Source organism: Ruegeria sp. CDSC081 (assembly GCF_059610485.1).
In genome coordinates, this window is sequence record NZ_JBXWNS010000008.1 from 126,938 (window position 1) to 147,705 (window position 20,768).

General features: G+C 59.3%; 18 protein-coding genes. 7 read left to right on the forward strand and 11 right to left on the reverse strand.

Translation table 11 applies throughout. The features are described from left to right. The 5 genes from AC2FH9_RS15635 to AC2FH9_RS15655 all read right to left on the reverse strand — a co-directional run bounded on the left by AC2FH9_RS15635 (window position 1) and on the right by AC2FH9_RS15655 (window position 9,199). Complete coding sequence (locus tag AC2FH9_RS15635; protein WP_496872150.1) at window positions 1–2,208, reverse strand: response regulator; 2,208 nt, start codon at window positions 2,206–2,208, stop codon at window positions 1–3. 313 nt (window positions 2,209–2,521) lie between these two features. Further along, window positions 2,522–4,564: a hypothetical protein gene (locus AC2FH9_RS15640; RefSeq protein ID WP_496872151.1), complete on the reverse strand. Its 2,043-nt coding sequence runs from the start codon at window positions 4,562–4,564 to the stop codon at window positions 2,522–2,524. Then, on the reverse strand, window positions 4,561–7,323 hold the full coding sequence (locus tag AC2FH9_RS15645; protein ID WP_496750669.1) for a DUF4159 domain-containing protein: 2,763 nt from the start codon (window positions 7,321–7,323) through the stop codon (window positions 4,561–4,563). The genes AC2FH9_RS15640 and AC2FH9_RS15645 overlap by 4 nt, the downstream gene beginning before the upstream one ends. Beyond that, the gene (locus AC2FH9_RS15650; RefSeq protein WP_496694308.1) at window positions 7,320–8,195 is read right to left on the reverse strand and encodes a DUF58 domain-containing protein; all 876 of its coding nucleotides are present in this window, start codon (window positions 8,193–8,195) and stop codon (window positions 7,320–7,322) included. Before AC2FH9_RS15650 ends, AC2FH9_RS15645 begins: the two co-directional genes overlap by 4 nt. Then, the gene (locus AC2FH9_RS15655; protein ID WP_271951824.1) at window positions 8,192–9,199 is read right to left on the reverse strand and encodes an AAA family ATPase; all 1,008 of its coding nucleotides are present in this window, start codon (window positions 9,197–9,199) and stop codon (window positions 8,192–8,194) included. The genes AC2FH9_RS15650 and AC2FH9_RS15655 overlap by 4 nt, the downstream gene beginning before the upstream one ends. A gap of 64 nt (window positions 9,200–9,263) precedes the next feature. Here AC2FH9_RS15655 and AC2FH9_RS15660 point away from each other — a divergent pair, with 64 nt between their 5' ends. After that, window positions 9,264–9,839 carry a DUF1285 domain-containing protein gene (locus AC2FH9_RS15660; RefSeq protein WP_281995727.1) on the forward strand — a complete coding sequence of 192 codons (576 nt, stop codon included), beginning with the start codon at window positions 9,264–9,266 and terminating at the stop codon, window positions 9,837–9,839. On the opposite strand, the gene AC2FH9_RS15665 is transcribed toward AC2FH9_RS15660, so the two are convergent. Further along, the gene (locus AC2FH9_RS15665; RefSeq protein ID WP_496697908.1) at window positions 9,822–10,766 is read right to left on the reverse strand and encodes a DMT family transporter; all 945 of its coding nucleotides are present in this window, start codon (window positions 10,764–10,766) and stop codon (window positions 9,822–9,824) included. The two genes, AC2FH9_RS15660 and AC2FH9_RS15665, sit on opposite strands and share 18 nt — an antisense overlap. Window positions 10,767–10,944: 178 nt before the next feature. On the opposite strand from AC2FH9_RS15665, the gene AC2FH9_RS15670 reads away from it, so the two are divergent. Further along, on the forward strand, window positions 10,945–11,700 hold the full coding sequence (locus AC2FH9_RS15670; RefSeq protein WP_496872153.1) for a hydroxypyruvate isomerase family protein: 756 nt from the start codon (window positions 10,945–10,947) through the stop codon (window positions 11,698–11,700). Between the two features lie 71 nt (window positions 11,701–11,771). Then, the gene (locus AC2FH9_RS15675) at window positions 11,772–12,002 is read left to right on the forward strand and encodes a DUF2798 domain-containing protein (protein WP_496786918.1); all 231 of its coding nucleotides are present in this window, start codon (window positions 11,772–11,774) and stop codon (window positions 12,000–12,002) included. Between the two features lie 42 nt (window positions 12,003–12,044). Here AC2FH9_RS15675 and polA read toward each other — a convergent pair whose 3' ends face one another. The 3 genes from polA to AC2FH9_RS15690 all read right to left on the reverse strand — a co-directional run bounded on the left by polA (window position 12,045) and on the right by AC2FH9_RS15690 (window position 15,972). Beyond that, entirely contained in the window at window positions 12,045–14,843 is a 2,799-nt protein-coding gene (gene polA, locus AC2FH9_RS15680; protein WP_496872154.1) for a DNA polymerase I, read from the reverse strand. Window positions 14,844–14,913: 70 nt separating this feature from the next. Then, the gene (locus tag AC2FH9_RS15685; RefSeq protein ID WP_496872156.1) at window positions 14,914–15,381 is read right to left on the reverse strand and encodes a hypothetical protein; all 468 of its coding nucleotides are present in this window, start codon (window positions 15,379–15,381) and stop codon (window positions 14,914–14,916) included. 411 nt (window positions 15,382–15,792) lie between these two features. Next, window positions 15,793–15,972, reverse strand: a complete 180-nt coding sequence (locus AC2FH9_RS15690; RefSeq protein WP_496872159.1) for a zinc-finger domain-containing protein — start codon at window positions 15,970–15,972, stop codon at window positions 15,793–15,795. An 87-nt stretch (window positions 15,973–16,059) separates the two neighbouring features. On the opposite strand from AC2FH9_RS15690, the gene AC2FH9_RS15695 reads away from it, so the two are divergent. Beyond that, window positions 16,060–17,052: an ABC transporter ATP-binding protein gene (locus AC2FH9_RS15695; protein WP_496872188.1), complete on the forward strand. Its 993-nt coding sequence runs from the start codon at window positions 16,060–16,062 to the stop codon at window positions 17,050–17,052. Here the strand turns inward: AC2FH9_RS15695 and AC2FH9_RS15700 are convergent. Further along, window positions 17,049–17,516: a DUF1203 domain-containing protein gene (locus tag AC2FH9_RS15700; protein WP_496872160.1), complete on the reverse strand. Its 468-nt coding sequence runs from the start codon at window positions 17,514–17,516 to the stop codon at window positions 17,049–17,051. The two genes, AC2FH9_RS15695 and AC2FH9_RS15700, sit on opposite strands and share 4 nt — an antisense overlap. 234 nt (window positions 17,517–17,750) lie before the next feature. Here AC2FH9_RS15700 and AC2FH9_RS15705 point away from each other — a divergent pair, with 234 nt between their 5' ends. Both AC2FH9_RS15705 and AC2FH9_RS15710 read left to right on the forward strand, forming a co-directional pair. Then, complete coding sequence (locus AC2FH9_RS15705; protein WP_246097259.1) at window positions 17,751–18,113, forward strand: group III truncated hemoglobin; 363 nt, start codon at window positions 17,751–17,753, stop codon at window positions 18,111–18,113. Between the two features lie 112 nt (window positions 18,114–18,225). Further along, the gene (locus tag AC2FH9_RS15710; RefSeq protein ID WP_496690284.1) at window positions 18,226–19,164 is read left to right on the forward strand and encodes a DMT family transporter; all 939 of its coding nucleotides are present in this window, start codon (window positions 18,226–18,228) and stop codon (window positions 19,162–19,164) included. A gap of 53 nt (window positions 19,165–19,217) precedes the next feature. Here AC2FH9_RS15710 and AC2FH9_RS15715 read toward each other — a convergent pair whose 3' ends face one another. Further along, complete coding sequence (locus tag AC2FH9_RS15715; RefSeq protein WP_496697919.1) at window positions 19,218–20,330, reverse strand: S-(hydroxymethyl)glutathione dehydrogenase/class III alcohol dehydrogenase; 1,113 nt, start codon at window positions 20,328–20,330, stop codon at window positions 19,218–19,220. 130 nt (window positions 20,331–20,460) lie between these two features. Here AC2FH9_RS15715 and AC2FH9_RS15720 point away from each other — a divergent pair, with 130 nt between their 5' ends. Beyond that, the gene (locus tag AC2FH9_RS15720; protein WP_142638533.1) at window positions 20,461–20,748 is read left to right on the forward strand and encodes an I78 family peptidase inhibitor; all 288 of its coding nucleotides are present in this window, start codon (window positions 20,461–20,463) and stop codon (window positions 20,746–20,748) included. The last annotated feature ends 20 nt before the right edge of the window (window positions 20,749–20,768 follow it).

A 20,768-nucleotide genomic window follows, 5' to 3' on the forward strand; every position in this document is an offset into this window, starting at 1 on the left:
TCAGGTTTCGTCATCAAGAACCGGTTGCGTTCCGTCTGGCCGATGGTCAAGGATCATCTGGTGGATTTTCTGTTTTTGCAGCGGTTTGGTCAGGTAGTAGTCCAATCCAGCCGATAAAATACTTTGGTCATCTCCGCTCATTGCATGTGCGGTCAGGGCTACGATCGGGACGTGCTGATTGGTTTCAACCTCGCGGCGGCGGATTTCACCTGTAGCCTGTTTACCGTCCATTCCGGGCATCGAGATATCCATGAATATCAAATCCGGGTCGAATTCCAGATGGGCGGCGACCGCCTCAAGCCCGTTGCCGGCAAAGCGAAGATCAATGTTCAGATCCTTGACCATCTTGCGAAGGATCAGCTGGTTGGTCTTGTTGTCCTCAGCAGCCAGAACCCGCATGAGCCTTTGATCCTCGGCAATCGGTCTGACCTGCGCAACCGTTGGGTTTTGCGTGTCGGAACCATTCGATATCGAATTCGCTGATCGTCCCAGAGCGGTCAGACGTGCATATAATTCTGAACGAGGGATCGGCTTTTGCAACACTCCGTCAATAAGCTCGCAGGCCGGATGAGCATGAATCACGCCGGGATTGGCCGACATGACCACGACAGAGGTATCCGTCCACCCCCGACCCTTTATCGTGGCCGCCAAATCCAGCCCATCCATGTCCGGCAGATCGTGATCGCACAGCACCAGATCTACCGTGTCATCAAGCGTAGCCAGCGCCTCGGTTCCGGTGGTACATTCGGTAACCTTGGCACCTAGGCGACCAAGTTGCTTTGACAGGATCGCTCGATTGACAGCCAGACCTTCAACCACGACCACATGGCGCAGACATCCTTCCAGATTCGGGGGGGCGGGTTGCGGACCTTCGACCGTCGGCAGCGTTATCCGAAATCCAAAACAGGACCCCTGGCCCGGCTCGCTTTCGACCCAGATGGCACCGTCCATCAATTTGATCAGTCGTTTGGTGATGGCCAGACCCAACCCGGTCCCTTCAAACTGTCGGTTTTGTTCATCCTCGACCTGATTGAATTCACCAAAGATATGCGCCGCTTTATCCTCGGCGATACCGATACCCGTATCTTCTATGGCAACATGAATATCACAGGCCTGGGCCTCCGCGCGGGGGACCCCCGTGACGCGGATCAAGACATGCCCTTCCGCCGTGAACTTGACCGCGTTGCCAACCAGATTGGTCAAGACCTGACGCACCCGGCCCGGATCGCCCACGAACAGGGTTGGCAAAAACAGGTCATAGTCGACTAAAAGGCTTAAACCCTTGTCACGAACACAGGGCTGCAGCAGCATCGCCACCTCAAGGATACAGCGTTCGAAATCGAACTGTTCGGGGTGCAGGACCAGCTTATCCGCCTCAATCTTCGAGTAATCCAGAACATCGTTGATGATCACCAGCAAGGCTTCACCGGAATTGCGGATCGTGTTGAGATAGAGCCGTTGTTCTTCATCCAGCGCGGTTTCGGTCATCAACTCGGTCATGCCGACAATACCGTTCATGGGCGTGCGGATTTCATGGCTCATATTGGCCAGGAATGCAGATTTCGCGCGGTTTGCAGCCTCGGCCCGTTCGCGCGCAGCGGTCAGTTCGGCCTGATGCCGGACCGAGGCGGTTATATCAAGCGCAAGGCTGACCACATCGCCACCTCCACCGCGTTGATCAATCAGCTTGATATAGAGCCCGTTCCACAGCTTGACGATTTCAGACGGCGGGTTGGACAACTTCCAACGGGCCAACATCCTGGCGCGCCAATCATCCTGAGCCTCGTCCACGGTATCAATCAGACCCTCCTGCGTGAGGGTTTCCAGAATTCTGCCATAGCTGATGCCGGGCGCTACTTCATCCAGCCCCTCAAACAGGCTGAAATATGAGGCATTTGCCCCGATCAACCGGCTCTCTTCGTCGAAGAATGCAAACCCGTCTGGGAAGGTCTGGATCGAATGCCATAGCCGCCGTTCGGCCACTTCGATCTTGGCATTGGCCAATGTCAGGTCCGATTTAACTTTTTCATTTTCATCGCGCACCGTCTCAACCTCGGCCCGCGTTTCACCAATGCGTTTGGTCAGAGCCATCGCGTGCAGGCCCAATTTCCGGTTGGCCGCTGATAGCTCGGCTTGTTTCATCTCAAGCAGACGTTCAGCGGCAAGCCGTGCGCGTCTTTCCTGTGCCAGTTTGGTTGCAAGACTCATCAAAGGTGATCCCGGTACAATCTGCCCACAGCATCCCGACAGAGCGTGAAAAAGTGTTTAAGCCGTTACCTGTTGCCACAGACCAATGGCAGGCTCAGAGGCCGCAAACGTCCAAAACAGCCAGCCTCGCCGGTACCTGCCTTTTCCTACTCAACGCAAAATCTGCTGTTTCTGAATGCGCTACAGGCGCTCAGATCAAAGAAATTGTGTGGGATTACACGACAAACCTGACGCAGCAAAGCCGGTTCAAACGGTGCTTTACCAAGACTGATGCTGGTGGTTGGGGCCACAATCAGCGTTGTGGTCGAATGACCTAACGTCGACCTTCACGCAGCCAACCCGCCAGAAGGAAACCGCCGGCCAGCAAAAGCACCAGCCAGGGCGGTAGAACACCAGCCTGTGTTACAGAGCTGGTCTGGTAGGCATCGCGCGGGGTCAGCCCGATCCAACCGCGCCCCGATGCTGGCCGCCCAGCGCGGACATTTCGGATCGAAGGCAAACCGTCCTCGACCCGGATCACACCGCCGCGCAATTCGGCCAGAACCGGCTCAAGGATCTGATCAGTAGCAATCGTGCGCTCAAATTCTTTGGGGGCCGCAGGGCCCAACCCAATTACCGCCGAATGTTCACCCTCTTGCAGCCGATAGAGGCCAATCTCGGGGCCGAAGATCTGAGCTTCGAACCGCCCCGGAGAAACTTCGTTCAGCGTCACCTCAAGTGTCTCGCCATTGGGCTGCGTGATGGTAACTGTTCCGACGTCATCCCCCAGGGTTTGACGGATGACGCGCATGATTTGACCATTTGCTTCGGCCCACAGAGCCTCTTCCTCAAGCTCGGGTTCTTTCATCATCCAATGTGCCAATCGCCGCAGCAGTTCAAGCTGCGGACCACCGCCGTCGAAGCCACGGCTCCAGAGCCAGGCGTGGTCAGAGGCCAGCATTGCCACGCGCCCCTCTCCGACCCGGTCTAGCACCAGCAGCGGCCGGTCATCGACGCCGGTCATCAGCGTTTCACCTGATCGGAACAGGACATCAACCTGGCGCAACCATGCTCCCCAATGCTCGGAATCGCCCAGATCCGTCGTCACCGGGTGCCGGTGCCCCATATCTGTAACTGTGGGGACAAAGCGTTCTTCGATGACCCGCGCGGTGGGTTGGGCCGGAAGAATCGGCGCCAGCGGCGAGCGGAAGATACTGTCGGCACTGGCAAAATCAGGGCCAGCCGCAATCAGAACCGCACCACCATCATTGATGTAATTGGTGACATTCTCCAGATAGACCGCAGGCAGAATACCGCGCCGCTTATAGCGATCAAAGATGATCAGATCGAAATCGTTGATCTTTTCCAGAAACAGTTCTCGAGTCGGAAAAGCGATCAAAGACAACTCGTCCACAGGCACACCATCCTGCTTTTCAGGCGGTCGCAGGATCGTGAAATGCACCAGATCAACCGAGCTGTCGGATTTCAGAAGGTTCCGCCAGGTCCGTCCACCTGGATGCGGTTCACCCGAAACCAACAGCACCCGCAGACGGTCGCGCACACCGTTCATCTGAATCAGAGCGGTGTTGTTGCGATCGGTCAACTCTCCTTCGACGCCGGGTACGGTAAACTGGATGACATTCCGCCCGCCATGGGACAGCTTGACCGGTAGCTCGACATCGACACCGATTGGAATGGTGAAATGCTCTGGCGCATTGCCATCAACCGAAATTTCCAAAGGCGCATTCGCAGCCGCAACAGGAACTGCGCCGCTATCCTCAACCCGCAACGTCAGCGTGACCGGCTCTCCGATAATGGCAAAAGCCGGTGCATTGCGGACGATCAGACGGCGGTCCCAGTCGCTGGCCCGCCCAGTCTGCAACAGGTGCATCGGTGCAGGCAGGTCAGGGGCCTGATCAACGTCATGCACGATCCCATCCGAAACCACGAGGATCCCCGCAATGCGCGCACGGGGTTCCTCGGCCAGGACTTTGTTCAGCGCAGCCATGACCTGTGTGCCCTCATCCCCATCGCTGTCACCCACCCGGATCCGGCGCAGCTCGGTATTGTCGCGCGCGTCAATCTCGGCCGCCAGTTCGGCAGCGGCCTGTGCGGTCTGTTCCGCGCGATCGGACAGGGTCTGGCTGGCGCTTTCATCTTCGATCATCACCACGATGTCGGTCAGCGGAGTGCGATCTTCGATCTGATAGACAGGCCCCGCCATGGCCGCGATCACGACCAGGGCGGCCAACCCGCGCAAGGCCCAGCCAGACAGGCCCCGCCACAGAGCTAGAACAACGCCTGATATGGCAATCGCGGCAACGACCATCAGAACGGGCCACGGAATCAGAGGGTCAAATATAACGGTTCCGGTCATTGTCCCAACCTGTCCAGCAGCGCAGGCACATGGACCTGATCCGATTTGTAATTCCCGGTCAGCACATGCATCACCAGATTGACGCCAAACCGATTGGCCAATTCCCGCTGCCGCTCACCGGCATATCCGCGCCCGACCGGCAACAAGGCCTGCCCGTTTCGGTCGACGGCCCAGGCTCCGGCCCAGTCATTCCCGCCGATCACTACCGGGGTCACATTGTCGTTGAGGTTGCGGAACGGCATGCCGTCGATTTGTTCCGCATCCGGCGGGGCGGCTTCGACCCAAATCTCGGTACCGGCATATCGGCCCGGGAAATCCTGCAGCAAATAGAAGGCCCGCGTCAGAACATGGTCATCCGGAACAGGCTCTAACGAAGGGATATTCAGCGGGGCGGCCAGTTGTTGCAGCTTGCGGCCGTTGGGGCTGGCTGCACCGAAACGCGCCACATCCGCGTCGCGCGTGTCGAACAGGATCATGCCGCCCGAGCGGAGATAGGCATTCAGCTTGGCATAGGCTTCGTCCGAGGGTTGCGGCTGTTCCGGCGTGATCGGCCAGTACAGCAGCGGGAAAAACGCCAGCTCGTCCCGTTCCAGATCAACGCCGATGGGCTCTGCCGGCTCGACCGAAGTGCGGAAGAACAAAGTTTGCGCCAAGCCACGCATCCCGGCGCCCGCGATATCGTCAACCTGCGCGTTTCCGGTCATGACATGAGCCAGTACCAGCTCTTGCGTTGCCATCAGGGCAAAATCGGTTTCCTCGGGCGTCTGAGCCTGAAGGTCAGGTGCAATCAGCAACGCACCCAGCGCCATCGCCGCGGCCCGGGCCAGCCCAAGTCGCCCCGACAACAGAAGTGACGCAATGACGTCCACCGTCAGCAAGATCAGCGCGAGGCTAAGCAAAATGCCCCCGACCGGCGTTTCGGCGCTGATTTCCTGCCCTTTGATCGGCACATCAGATGGCCAGATGGCTGGCGTCAGCACCGTATCCGCATCCAGTACATTCAGCGCCAGTTTTTGCTTGCCGCTTTCATACAGGCCCGGCCGCAGGTCCGGCCCGATTGCGCCCGAGGCCAGATCAACCCCATCGACACCGGCCAGGTTATCCGCATCCGACAAACCTCCGAACCCATCCATGACCTGCAGCGGTTCCCAGGTCGTGCCCTGTAGTTGCGATTCTTCCCGGGATTTCGCAGCCGACGCAACGGCGAGCCGGTCCAGCATCTCGACAAACAGGCCCGAGAGGGGAAGGCTGGACCATTCGGCATCGGCGGTGACATGGAACAGCACCACCTGCCCCAGCCCCAGCGCCTTGCGCGTGACCAGAGGCGTGCCATCCGACAGCGATGCAATCACCCGATCCGCCAAATTAGGGTCTGGTTGTGCCATGACCTGCGTGGTGACCGATACATCCGGCGGCACGCGCAGCCCGTAGAACGGAGAGGTTTCGGGGAACGGAGCCAGACCTTTGGCCTCACCCCAGCTCATCGCGCCGCCGACCGAACGGCCACCGCTGCGCAGGCGCACCGGCAGCAAGGTATCCTCGACATCCCGCCCCAGATCGCTAGCGGCCATGCGCGGCCCGGCAAAGCGCAGCAGCAGCCCGCCCTGTTCGACCCATTCGGTCACCGCCAGTTGTTCCGCTTCGGCCAATTTCGCCACATCCGCCAGAACAATCACATCCGGATTGGCGGGCAACACATCCATCAACCCGCCCTCGACAAAATCCGCGGTCGGGACCAAAACCTGCGTCAGATAATGTAGCGGCGACAACAGCTCTAACCCTTCACGGTTCAAACTGCCCGCAAGCAGGGCCACCTCACGCCTGCGCAGGCTGTCATCGGTCAGCGTTACGGCACCCGCCGACCGCTGGCCCTGAATCTCGAACCGGGTGATTCTGGCCCGTAGTTCCGAGGGCAGCGCCAGCTCCACCTGAGCAAGCGTTTCACCTTCAGCAAAGACGACATTGGCGGATTGCAGAACCCGCATTGCGCCCGCCGGATCGCGCCCCTGTGCCAAAATGGTCAGGATGTTTTCCGGACCAGCAGTGGCGCGTTGGGCCGTCAGTTGAATGACACCATCCTGATAGGCGGCGGGCAGAATCGCATAAACAGGCGAGCCTGACTGGTACACGGTCACTTCCCCGCGCGATTGCAACGCAGCCAGAACCGTTTCCCGACCCGCAAATCCCAGACCGTCGCTGAACCAATATGTATCAAAACCACCATCAAGCTGATCCAGCACATCGAGCACCTGATCCATCTGCAGCTGAGTTGGTTGCCAGGGCATCGGAGTCACCCCCGGAAGCCGACCCCGCCACGCTTCGGCGGCCTGAAAGACCGGGGCTTCTGGCTCCGTCAAGTTGAGCAAGGCCACCGTGCGTCCGGCGCGTCCGGCCTCGGTCAGCTGCGTATCAAGCTGGTCCTGAAGCGATGGCCAGCCGCTTGCACCTGCCCAGCTGGCATCCAGCACCAACAACAGCGGCCCCGAACCCACCTGATCCCGCGAGGGATTCAAAACCGGCCCGGCCAGACCGATAATGATCGCCGCCGCCGCCAGCATTCGCAACAGCAGCAGCCACCATGGTGTCCGATCCGAAACACTCTCGTCGTCCTTCAGCCCCAGCAGCAGCGTTACGGCCGGAAACATTCGCCGGATCGGCGCAGGCGGAACAGCGCGCAGGACCAGCCACAGGATGGGCAGGGTCAACAGTCCCAGCAACACCCAGGGCGCGGTAAAGCCTATCCCAGCCAAAACCGTCATACTCTGCCCCCGTCCAAAGCGCGATACAGCCACAACAGAGCCGCCTGTGCGCTGTCGCCAGTGTGGTGCAGCCCCAGTTGCCATCCCGTCACCCGACACAAGCGCATCAAGGCATCCTTTCGTTCGGCAAGGCGCGCAAGATACCGGTCACGAAGATCAGAAGCCTTGAGCGTTTCATGCCGGGCCGAGCCGCCCACGCTTTCGAAAATGGTGCGCCCGCGATAGGGGAAATTCTCTTCACCGGGATCCAGCACCTGCAGGACCACCCCGCGCACGCCACGATCCGCAGCTTTGGACAGTGCCAGTTCAACCTCTTCCATCGGGCCAAGAAAATCAGAGATGAACACCGCCCGCGCATGGGGGATCATGGCGCGGTGCTCGGGTGGCGCATAGTCGGCTTGATCATCCTCGGACCAGGCCTGCGCAAGCCGGATGATCTGGGCATTGCCGCGCCGGGGCGGCAGGGTTGTGCCCGTCAGGCCCACACGCTCACCACCACGCGCCAGCAAGATCGAAGTTGCCAGCCCCAGCAAACGCGCGCGATCCGCCTTGGTGGGCAGCGAAGCGTCCGAGGCAAAGCGCATCGACGCGCCCTGATCCACCCACAGCATCACCGATTGGGCAATCTGCCATTCGCGTTCGCGCACAAATTGTTGATCGCCACGGGCCGAGCGGCGGTGGTCAATCATCCGGCGGCTGTCGCCAACCTGTGCCGGGCGGTATTGCCAGAAATCATCGCCCATCCCGGATCGGCGACGCCCATGGTCACCCAGCAGGACGGTTCCGGCCAGGTGTTCCGCCCGCGCCAACAGGGGCGGCAACCGAGATGCCTCGGCCTCGGATCTTTCACGAAGGGTCAGCCCGGCATTCACGCCGCAGCCTCGGTTCGGATCAACCCAAGTGCAGTCGAGTCAATCAGATCGGCCAGACTGTCACCGCGCGCCCGTGCCGCAAAGTTCAGCGCCATACGATGGCTGAGGACCGGGCGGGCCATCTCAAGAACATCTTCGGCGTTGGGGGCCAGTCGCCCCTGCAACATGGCGTTGGCACGCACCGTCATCATCAACGCCTGCGCCGCGCGGGGGCCAGGGCCCCAGGCCACGGTTTCGGCCACACGATCGGACACGCCTGCTTCGCCGGGGCGGAATGCGCGGACCAGATCCAGAATCAGTTCGACCACAGACTCGCCAACCGGCATCCGGCGCAACAGAAGCTGCGCCGCCAGCAATTCCTCTTTGGTGAAAATCTGATGGGCGTCGTCTTCTTCGACACCGGTCGTGGCCAGAAGGATATCCCGCTCGGTCTGACGATCCGGGTATTCTACGTCAATCTGCACCAAAAAGCGGTCCAACTGCGCCTCGGGCAGCGGATAGGTGCCTTCTTGTTCAATCGGGTTTTGCGTGGCCAGCACGTGAAACGGCTCATCCAGCGCACGATCCTCGCCCGCAACGGTGACGGTGCGTTCCTGCATCGCTTGCAGCAAGGCCGACTGTGTGCGCGGGCTGGCGCGGTTGATCTCATCCGCCATCAGCAATTCGCAGAAGATCGGTCCGGGAATGAACCGGAAGTGGCGACTGCCATCCTCGGCCGTATCCAGAACCTCGGACCCCAGAATATCAGCCGGCATCAGATCCGGCGTGAACTGGATACGGTTGCCATGCAGGCCCATCACGGTCGACAAAGTCTCAACCAGCCGGGTCTTGCCCAGCCCTGGCAATCCGATCAGCAATGCGTGCCCGCCGCATAACAGCGCGGCCAGCGTCAGATCCACGACCCGCTCTTGCCCGATAAAGCGTCGGGTGATCGAGGCCTTGGCCTCTTGCAGTTTAGTTTCCAGCGCTTCGATCTCGGATACGAGGTCGGCAGGTTCGCTCATGACTTTCCCTTCCGTGGACGAGTATGGTTGAAGTGTATCGCGCGAAAAGGAAATGGCAAAAGTAATGAGCGGACAAATCCCTGTGACACCTTCTCCTGATGGCATTGCGGCATCAGTCAAAGCCGCGAAAACACGGGATTTACCCCCTGTTCACCTGTGGAATCCCCCGTTTTGTGGCGATCTGGACATCAGGATCGCAAAAGATGGTTCTTGGAGTTATTTAGGCTCGCCCATCAACAGGTTCGAGCTTGTGAAGCTTTTTTCCTCAATTCTTAAGAAAGAAGAGGGCAAATATTATCTGGTGACCCCGGTCGAAAAGGTGGGAATCACGGTTGAGGATGTCCCGTTCGTCGCTGTCGACTTTGATGCCACAGGCTCAGGCGCAGCGCAGATTTTGACTTTCAGCACCCATGTGGGTGACACGGCCAAGGCCGGACCGGATCACCCGATCCGTGTTGAGTTTGATCCGAAGACCCAGGAACCCTCACCCTATATTCTGATCCGCGCCAATCTTGAGGCGCGCATCGACCGCAAAAGCTTTTACCGGCTGGTCGAGATCGGCACCGATCATGAAGACTGGTTCGGGGTGTGGTCGGGCGGTCAGTTCTTTCCGCTGATCCGCTCAGCCGATCTGGGCTGAGCGCGGCCTGCGATCCTGCGCCAGAACAACGGCGACCGCCACGATGCCCGCGCCCAGCGCGCGGGTTGAATTCCACTCATCTCCCAGCACAATCATGATCAGCATCACGTAAAATGGCGCGATGTTCATATGGAATGAGGCCAGCGCCACGCCCAGCTTTCCAACCGAAGCAACGAACAGGATCTGGCTCAGCCCCAGCGAAATCAGCGCATAGATCCCCAGCATCCCGATCTGCTGCCCGTCAATGGCAACCTCGGGGATCACCTCCATGCCCATCAGGCCAGCGGCAAAGCACAAGATCACAGCCATGGCAAAGCCCCCGATCAACGTGATCGTCGCGCGCCCGGTCTGGCTGAGTTCGGGGAAATCGCGCGCTGTGGTCATGCTGCCCCAGCTGAAAAAGACGACCGACACGACCGCGCATAAGGCCCCAAGGCCCAGCTGCGCCGGGGCGACGGCGCTGGTGGCGATCAGCCCGCCGATAATTGAAACCAGAACGCCTAGGCCAAAATTCCAGCTCAGCCGACGTGTGCCCGCCTTAAGCTCCAGTAGGGTTGCGATTAGTGGCGCGCAAGAGGCGATGATGACGACGGTTACCGGATCGGTCAGCTTTTGCGCCAGGATCAGCAGGAACATCGGGCAGCCAAAGCCAAACGCTCCGACGATCATGGCCCATCCCCATCTGGCCCTTAGAATACGGCTGGGACCGTCCAGCATCAGCCAGATCGGCAGCAGCACCAGAACCGCCAGACCCAGACGTGCCGCCAGCAAGCCCACCGGCGACCAGCTTTGCAACAAGACCTCTGCCGCCGGAAAGCCTGCGGCCCATGCCAGCATTGAGGCAACCGCCAACCCATTGCCAGACAAGGCGGAGTTGCGGTCGGCGGACATAGAAATAGCGGTCCCGCGCACGGGGTCAGGGCTCATTGCCATGGGTCATACCTCTGGTCAAAGCGGCGCCAGAAATGATTCGCCGCGTTGCCCCGACGGTCACTGATTTGAACCGGGTGATCTGGCCGATTTTCGACAATCTGTCGTTTTCAGTCCCTTTCGCTGAAATCACCCGACCGATATGGTCCGGCGAACAGACACGCAAAGGCCATCCATGCCCAAATTCGCTGCAAATATCTCACTGCTCTTTGCCGAACTGCCCTATCTCGACCGGTTTCAGGCCGCCGCGCAGGCCGGGTTCAAGGCGGTTGAGGTTCTGTTTCCCTATGATCTGGCTACCAAGGAAACCTGCCGTGCTCTGCTGGCTAATGGGCTCGACCTGGTGCTGATCAACGCGCCGCCACCCAACTATACCGGCGGCACTCCCGGATATGCCGCCGTTCCAGGCGGTGAGGCGCGGTTCCAGTCCGACATCCGCCGCGTTCTACGCTATGCTCAGGCGCTGCGGCCCGAAAAAATCCACATCATGTCCGGATATTCCTCGGGCGCGGATGCTATGGATTGCTTTGTTCAAAACCTGCAATGGGCAGCAGACCACGCGCCCCAACAGCCGTTCACGATCGAACCGCTCAACCCGGTGTCACAGCCTGAATATTTCCTGAACTCTTACGATCTGGCCGCCGAGGTTTTGGATCGCGTGAACCGGCCCAATGTTGGCCTGCAATATGACAGTTTTCACGCCCAGATGATCCATGGCAACGCGTTGCAGGTCTGGCAGCAGTTCCAAACCCGCATCGTGCATGCCCAGATTGGAGCGGCACCGGATCGCTCAGAACCCGGTCGAGGTGAGATGAATTTTGCCGAGTTGTTCCGAGCGATTGATGACAGCGGCTACACCGGCTGGGTCAGTGCCGAATATCAGCCCTCGATCCAACGTACCGCCGAGACGCTCGGCTGGATGCACCTTTGATTGTCCGCTCGCACTGGTATTACCCGGAAAAATGGCGCAGATCATTGCTACCTCACACCAAGGATGTCCGGATGATCCCTGCCCGCTATGCCCGCGCCCTGTTCAGCCTGATCATGTCAGGCATGATGTCCTGCATCGTCACCGGTATCGCCACGGCCAAGGCCGTCGGCTTCGGTCCCGCGACGCTGGGCGACTGGATGGGCTCATGGGCTTTCTCCTGGCCCATCGCGTTCACAGTTATCCTACTGCTGGGCCCCAGCGTGCAACGAATGGTCAACCGCATGATCAGACCACAGGGCTGACCCGCCGCGAAGAGGGCCCGCAGGGCTTGATGAACGGCGGCGCTAGTGCGCCTCGGCCCAATTCGCGCCCTGTCCCGCATCAACGCTGAGTTTCACATCCAGTTTCACCGCTGGGTCCGAGGCCCCCTCCATCACGTCGCGCGCCGCGTCGATCAGCGGGTCAACGGCGTCCTCGGATACTTCGAACAGCAATTCGTCATGCACTTGCAGCAACATTTTCGCGGGCAACCCATGGATCGCATCCGGCATCCGCACCATCGCGCGGCGGATCACGTCGGCCGCGGTGCCTTGAATCGGAGCGTTGATCGCTGCCCGACGCGAAAATCCGGCATGCGGCCCCTTGGCATTGATCTCAGGCGTATGGATTTTGCGCCCGAATAGGGTCTGCACATAGCCATTCTCTTTGGCAAAGGCGACGGTGTCGTCCATATAGGTCCGAATGCCGGGGAAGCGTTCGAAATAGCGGTCGATGAAGCCCTGCGCCTCGGCCCGTGGAATGCGCAGGTTGCGCGCCAGACCAAAACCCGAGATGCCATAGATCACACCGAAGTTGATCGCCTTGGCCTGACGGCGAATATCCGGCGTCATCTCATCCAGCGGCACGTCGAACATTTCCGACGCAGTCATGGCGTGAATGTCCAGCCCATCGGTAAACGCCTGCTTCAAGGCCGGAATATCGGCAATATGCGCCAGAATGCGCAGCTCGATCTGGCTATAATCCAGGCTGACCAGCACATTTCCCGGCTCGGCAATAAATGCTTCACGGATACGGCGGCCTTCTTCGGTGCGCACGGGGATGTTCTGCAGGTTCGGATCGGTCGAGGCCAAACGACCCGTATTGGCCCCGGTGATCGAATAGGATGTATGCACCCGGCCTGTATCGGGGTTGATATGGGTCTGCAGCGCATCCGTGTAGGTCGATTTCAGTTTCGACAGCTGACGCCAATCCAGCACCCGACGCGGCAATTCATGCTCGGTCGCCAGATCCTCAAGGATATCGGCCCCGGTTGAATATTTACCGGTCTTGCCCTTCTTGCCGCCTTCCAGACTCATCTTGTCGAACAGAATCTCGCCCAGCTGAGCGGGGGAGCCGACATTGAAGCTTTCACCAGCCAATTCGTGGATTTCAGCCTCTAACCCGGCCATATTCTGGGCAAACGCGTTGGACATGCGGCTGAGAACATCGCGGTCAACCTTGATGCCATGCATCTCCATTTCGGCCAGAACCGGCACCAGAGGGCGCTCCAGCGTTTCATAGACGGTCGTTACCTGAACCTGATGCAGCTGAGGTTTGAACAGTCTCCACAGGCGCAGGGTGATATCAGCGTCCTCGGCCGCATAGGCGGTCGCTTCATCAATCGGAACCTTGTCGAAGGTGATCGCGGATTTGCCGGATCCCAGCAGCGGTTTGATCGGAATCGGCGTGTGGTTCAGATAACGCTCGGACAGGGTGTCCATGCCATGCCCATGCTCGCCGCCATGCATCGCATAGGACATCAACATCGTGTCATCAATCGGCGCCACATCCACGCCATAGCGGGCAAAAATCTTGGCATCGTATTTCATGTTTTGCCCGATCTTGAGGATCGACGGGTCCTCTAACATCGGTTTTATCAGTGTTAGAGCCTGTTCAATCGGCATTTGCCCCTCGGCCAGCGCGTCCGAGCCGAACAGATCGTCGGTGGCGCTTTGACGATGGATCAATGGGATATAGCAGGCCTCGCCCGCCTCGATGCAGAGCGAAATGCCAACCAAATCTGCGATCATCTCGTTCAGCCCGGTGGTCTCGGTGTCCACTGCAACCCAGCCACGCTCATAGGCCTGGTCTATCCATTTCTGCAAAGCCCCCGCGTCGCGGACGCATTCATACTTCGACGCGTCGAATGGAATGTCTTCAGCCTCGGCCACATCTGCAACGGGCGCAGGCGCGTCTGCAATCACCGGTGCCTCGGCCCCCAGCTTGTCCGCTATGCGCTTGGTGAGGGTGCGGAACTCCATCTCAGCCAGAAAGCCCAGCAGAGTGTCCGGTTCAGGGTCTTGCACCTCAAGATCGTCTAAGGTGAAATCCAGCGGCGTGTTCTCATCCAACTGCACCAGTCTTTTCGACAGCTCAATCTGGTCGCGTTTGTCGATCAGGGTCTGGCGGCGTTTGGGTTGTTTGATCTCTTCGGCGCGGTCCAGCAGGGTTTCCAGATCCCCAAATTCATTGATCAAAAGCGCCGCCGTCTTGATCCCAATGCCCGGGGCCCCCGGCACATTGTCCACGCTGTCCCCGGCCAGCGCCTGCACGTCCACCACACGTTCCGGCCCGACGCCGAATTTCTCGAACACACCATCGCGGTCGATGCGCTTGTTCTTCATCGCATCCAGCATTTCGACCCCATCGCCGACCAGCTGCATCAGGTCCTTGTCGGAACTGACGATCGTGACGCGACCACCGGCCTCACGCGCCTGTATGGCAAGGGTGGCAATGATGTCGTCGGCCTCATAGCCCTCAAGCTCTTTGCAGGCGATATTGAAGGCGCGGGTCGCCTCGCGGGTCAGCGGCATCTGAGGGCGCAGATCCTCGGGCATGGCCTCGCGATTGGCCTTGTAAAGGTCATACATATCGTTGCGGAACGTATGAGAGCCCTTGTCAAAGATCACCGCCACATGGGTCGGCGCGTCTGGCCCAGTGTTCCCCTCGACATATTTCTGCAGCATGTTGCAGAACCCAGACACGGCCCCAATCGGCAACCCATCCGACTTCCGCGTCAGCGGCGGCAGCGCGTGATAGGCCCTGAAGATAAAGGCCGATCCGTCAATAAGATGAAGGTGACACCCTTTTCCGAAATTGCTCATGCGCGCGCTCCCTGTCGGTCAGGGATGGTTCTGCCACAGGGGCGCACGGGTGACCAGTACAGAAGGTGAACTATCCGCCGAACAGGCCGCCAAATACATCCGAAAAGCTGTTGAGCAGCGCCATGATGACCAGCACACCGAGGAAAGCGAAAAACGCAAAAGCAAAGAACTGAAACAGGATTGCGCCGATGCCGATTGCGATACCCGCAATGGCCGGCCGCAGTTTTTCGTGGCGCAGAATGCCTATGGCCGACAGGACAATGGCCAACCCACCCAAGAGGGCGACGCCGATTTGCAGATAGTCATCCAGGTCCCGGACCCGGGCCACCGGCTCGGGTTGGTCCAGCCCGGCGGCCGAGCGCAGGGTGGATTTTCCAAGCTCGGCTGCAAGCTCTCCCAAAGACACGCCAGTCGATTGTTGCGGTGCGAATGGCCCGGCCCAGAACAGGAACAGGGCGCCCAACAGGGCCATCGCGGAAACACTAAAACCAATCCATCCGAAGACCGGTTGGTTGGTATTTTGGATACTGGCGTCCATCAACACACTTCCTCCATTGAGCCGGCGCAAAGCTATCGTCAGAACACGACATTAGTTGGGCAGGTTAGACCTTGCCTGATTGGTTTATCAAGCAGGACAAAGTGATCGAGTAAGGCAATGGCACCCATGTGCCGAAGTCTTCATTCGCGGACCACAGCACCTCACCGGCCCAGACATGGCAGGTTCGCAGCGCGTTGAAACACCCTTTGGCCTTAAAACTGATTGTGGTTGGAAAAACCCGGCAGCCAGGAGGCCTGTAGATCGGCCCGCTGACCAGGCGATTTCGATCGTATCATCGCCCTGCGCCCGATTTCCCGATCCGGTTAGAAGCATTCCGATAGCGGCGGCCAGAAAATAGCCAACAGCTCCAATGATCAGGCAGAGGCCAAACCTGCCCGCGGCTTTGCACAATCAGGCGCTGGCCTCGTGCCCTTTTAAGACAAATTTGCAGTCGCAATAGGGGCACTCGACCCAGCCGGTGTCTTCGGGGATCTGTAACCAAATACGTGGGTGGCCCAATGCACCTTCGCCGCCATCACAGGCGACACGAGAGGTTTCGACGATCTTGGTTTCCGGCGCTTCGATTGTCACGGCTGGCGATCCTTCACTGGTTGTCGGCCTCGCGGGCATGCATTAGGTGCGTTTATGAGCGATGAGCAAACCGGGGGCAAGAGCCACATGGACAATGCGGCAATCAGGATCGAAGGGCTGCGCAAGACCTATCGCGGCAGCAAGGGCCAGCCTGAAAAGCAGGCGCTGAGGGGCATCGACCTGACAATCCCGCGCGGTTCAGTCTTTGGATTGCTGGGGCCGAACGGGGCTGGGAAATCGACCCTGATCAACATTCTGGCCGGGTTGGTGGTGAAATCTGCAGGCCATGTGTCGATCTGGGGTCATGACCAAGACCGCAACCCGCGCCAATCTCGCGCTGCCATCGGCGTTATGCCGCAAGAGCTGAACCTGGACCCTTTCTTTACCCCGCGCGGTGCTTTGGAGGTTCAAGCTGGCCTATATGGTGTACCAAAGGCGCAGCGGCGCAGTGATGAAATCCTCGAACTGGTTGGCCTCAGCGACAAGGCCGAGGCCTATGCCCGCACCCTGTCCGGCGGGATGCGGCGCCGGTTGCTGTTGGCCAAGGCTTTGGTGCATAACCCCAAAGTGCTGGTTCTGGACGAACCCACAGCGGGCGTGGATATCGAGCTGCGCCAAATGCTCTGGGCCAACGTGCGCAAGCTGAACCAGCAGGGCATGACCATCATCCTGACGACGCATTACCTGGAAGAAGCACAGGAGATGTGCGACCAGATCGCCATCATCAATCATGGCGAAAAGATCGCACAGGACAGCACGGCAGACCTGCTGGGCCGCATGGATGGTCGGACGATGGTAATTATTCCGGATGGCCCCGTCACTGAACTGCCTGCGACCGAGGGAGTCGAGGCCACACTGCGCGACGATGGCAGCCTGGTGCTGCGCTATCGCAGCGCTCAGACCAGTGCGGAACAGGTTTTGGAATCCGTCAGGGCCGTGGGCATCCGCATCCGCGACGTCCGCACCGAAGAGGCGGATCTTGAGGATGTGTTCCTGGCCCTGACCTCATCCCGGGCGGGCGACACCCCGGCCGACGATCAGGATCAGCCGCGCCGGGGATTGCACCGGGTCAAGCTTTAGGCGCGGTCGATCCGCGCGTGATAGCAGTTATTCAACGCCGACCGGATGTGGATATAGGCGACATCCGCGCGGGCAAAGATATCCCCAGCAGCGTTTTGCAATTCCGCCTGCGGCGTAATGATCCCGGTGCCGTAAACAATCCTGTCGTCCGATCCGTACCCTTTAATCAGATAATTGGGTGAGGCGGTCAGCGCCTCGGGCAGGTTGGTGAGATCCTCATAGCGCTGACAAGGCTCTACACAAAGGTAAATCGGCCCGGTTTCAGCAAAAGGTTGTGTCGCTGGAAAGGGCCGGTGGGCCAGCACCAGCATTTCCTTTCCCTTGGGAATATAGGTCAAGCAATGACGGCAGGGGTTTCCTTCCCCGTTCGATATCGCCCGTTCGGGCGGGTTGCCATAACCATCAGGCGCACCTTGGCGATAGGCCTGAACCTGCGCGGTGGGGAGGGCGGATATTTTGTGCATGTTAGGTCTCCTTCTTTGTACAAAAGATGCCTAACCCGGCGAGAGGAACCGACCCGTTTCCTGCGCAAACGCTTCTTTGAGTCAGCGCGACATATACGCGTCGTGGCTTGACAGCACGGGCTACAATCCGATCTGAACGGGACGCAATTCAGTTTCGGAACGCCCATTTCCAAACCTACCTCTCCTGCCCGCCCAGGAATTCCTCCGAGGTTTCCCGCCACCGCTGAACAGATCATGTCTCAGGTGAGCGCATTCTACGCCCGCGTCCGGCAGGACGAGGCACTGGCACCGGTCTTTGCAAACCATGTCAGCGACTGGCCTCCGCACGAGAACAAGATCGCCGCGTTCTGGCGCAACGCCATTCTGCATGAGCGTTGTTATGACGGAAATCCGCAGCGTATTCACATCGAAAGGCCTGATATCAGGCCCGAATTGTTCGATCATTGGCTGGACCTGTTCGAGGAGGTGGCCCATAGCACCCTGCCCGCAGAAACCGCGCTGCCCTGGGTGGCGCTGGCCCGGCGCATCGGCGTAGGGATGAAAGTGGGTGTACAATCCGCGCGCCAGCCAAAGGACGCGCCACCGATCCTGCGATGATCTCAGATCATGGCCGGTAGTCATGTTAGCGGTAAAATAAAGGCTATCAGACTCTGAAAAATGGGTTTATGCAACGGATGAACCCACCATTCCGCTGCCCAAGGTCAAACCCATGAGCACTCAAAACACCACCCTCAGGGGCCTTGGCTATGCGTTTCTGGGCTTTGCTGTCTTTGCCAGCCACGATGCTCTGATCAAGGTGCTGGGCGGAACCTATTCGGTGATGCAAATCATCTTTTTTGCCACGCTGTTTTCTTTTGTGCCGATGGCCGTGACAATCCTGACAGACCGCTCTACCGGCAACTTCCTTCCGCACCATCCCTGGCTGGTCCTGCTGCGGTCGGGGTTGATGGTCACAGGCATGTCCTGCGCATTTTATTCCTTTTCGGTCCTGCCTTTGGCCGAGGTATATTCACTCCTGTTCTCTTTCCCGCTGATCGTCACGGTCCTGTCGATCCCCATATTGGGCGAGGTGGTCCGCGCCCAGCGTTGGGCCGCGGTTGGCGTGGGCCTGATCGGCGTGTTGATCGTTCTGCGTCCGGGTACCACGGACATCACGCTAGGCCATCTGGCGGCGCTGACGGCCGCGTTCTGCAGCGCTTTCGCGTCAGTTCTGGTCCGTAAGATCGGCAATGAGGAACGCTCGGCCGTTCTGATCCTTTATCCGATGCTGCTGGCCATAGTGGTCATGAGCATCGCGCAACCGGCCGTTTATCAACCTCCGTCCCTGTTGCATCTGGCCATGATGGCACTGGTCGGAGTGTTTTCTGTCATTGCCCAACACCTGATTATTCTGGCTTATCGTGCCGCGCCAGCGGGGGTCATCGCCCCCAGCCAATACAGCCAGATCATCTGGGCCACGATCTTTGGCATGGCGTTTTTCGGCGAAAAGCCAGACGGCTGGGTTGCCGTCGGCGCCAGCATCATCATCGCATCTGGTGTCTTCGTCGTCTGGCGCGAGAGCCGGTCGAACACTACCTCAGCCAACACCCCGGTTCTGCGGGTTCGCTCACCGCGTTCGGATACAGGGGCGACGCGACCAGGGGAATGACAAACGGCGCGCCAGGAGCGCGCCGTAACAACTTTTCCGTCTGGATTAGAGCCTTAGTAAACCACAACCGAGCGGATGCTTTCGCCCTTATGCATCAGGTCGAACCCATGGTTGATGTCGTCCAGGCCCATGGTGTGGGTGATCATCGGGTCGATCTCGATCTTACCTTCCATGTACCAATCGACGATCTTGGGCACATCCGTGCGGCCACGGGCGCCGCCAAAGGCAGTACCGCGCCAGGAACGACCAGTGACCAGCTGGAACGGGCGGGTCGAGATCTCGGCCCCTGCAGGTGCCACGCCGATTATGATCGACTCGCCCCAGCCCTTATGTGCAGATTCCAGCGCCGTGCGCATCACGCCAACATTGCCGGTGGCGTCAAAGGTGTAATCCGCGCCGCCTTTGGTCAGGTTGACCAGATAGGGCACCAGATCGCCTTCAACCTCAGCCGGGTTGACGAAATCGGTCATACCGAACCGGGTGGCCATTTCCACCTTGGAGGGGTTCAGGTCGACGCCGACGATCTGGTCGGCCCCTGCCAATCGTAGACCTTGAATGACGTTCAGACCGATGCCACCCAGACCGAATACGATGGCGCGGCTGCCGATCTCGACCTTGGCGGTGTTGATCACGGCGCCGATGCCGGTGGTGACGCCACAGCCGATGTAGCAGATCTTGTCGAAAGGCGCGTCCGGGCGCACTTTGGCAAGCGCGATTTCCGGCAGGACCGTGTGGTTGGCAAAGGTCGAGCAGCCCATGTAATGCAGGATCGGATCACCATCCAGCGTCGAGAACCGCGAGGTGCCATCGGGCATCAACCCTTGGCCCTGCGTCGAACGGATCGCCTGACACAGGTTGGTTTTGGGATGCAGGCAGTATTCACATTCGCGACACTCAGGGGTGTAAAGCGGGATCACGTGATCGCCCGGCTTCAGGCTGGTCACGCCCGGGCCGACATCGACCACCACACCTGCGCCTTCATGGCCCAGAATGGCGGGGAACAGGCCTTCGGGGTCTGCACCCGACAGGGTGAATTCGTCGGTGTGGCAAATGCCGGTCGCCTTGATCTCGACCAGAACCTCGCCCGCCTTGGGGCCTTCGAGGTTCACATCCATCACTTCCAAAGGTTTGCCGGCCTGCACGGCGACGGCGGCACGGGTGCGCATGATGTACTTCTCCCAGTCAAATTTGGCCTGACCCTGCGTTAAATGCAGGATTTTTTCAACTGCGCTTTGATGGCAGCAATGCTAAATATTTGATATTACAGAAACGACATTGCCAGAAAGAGGAGCGCCAATGCGCCGTTTGACCCCTGTTTTGATTTTGCTGGTCGCATGTACGGAGTCGCCCGCTCCTGAGGACGCGCCACTGCCACTTGAACCCACCCCGGTAGATTTGGCCTTTTGCAAAGGAGAGCCAATTGCCGATGCGATTGGCAAGCCTGTATCGACCATTCAGTCGCAATTACCCGAACGGTCGCGCGTTTTAGGCCCCGATGACATCGCCACACAGGATTATCGCATCGACCGGCTGAACGTCTTTGTAAACGGCTCGGGGATCATACAGAGCCTGACCTGCGGTTAAGCCTGGCAGAAGCTCAAAAC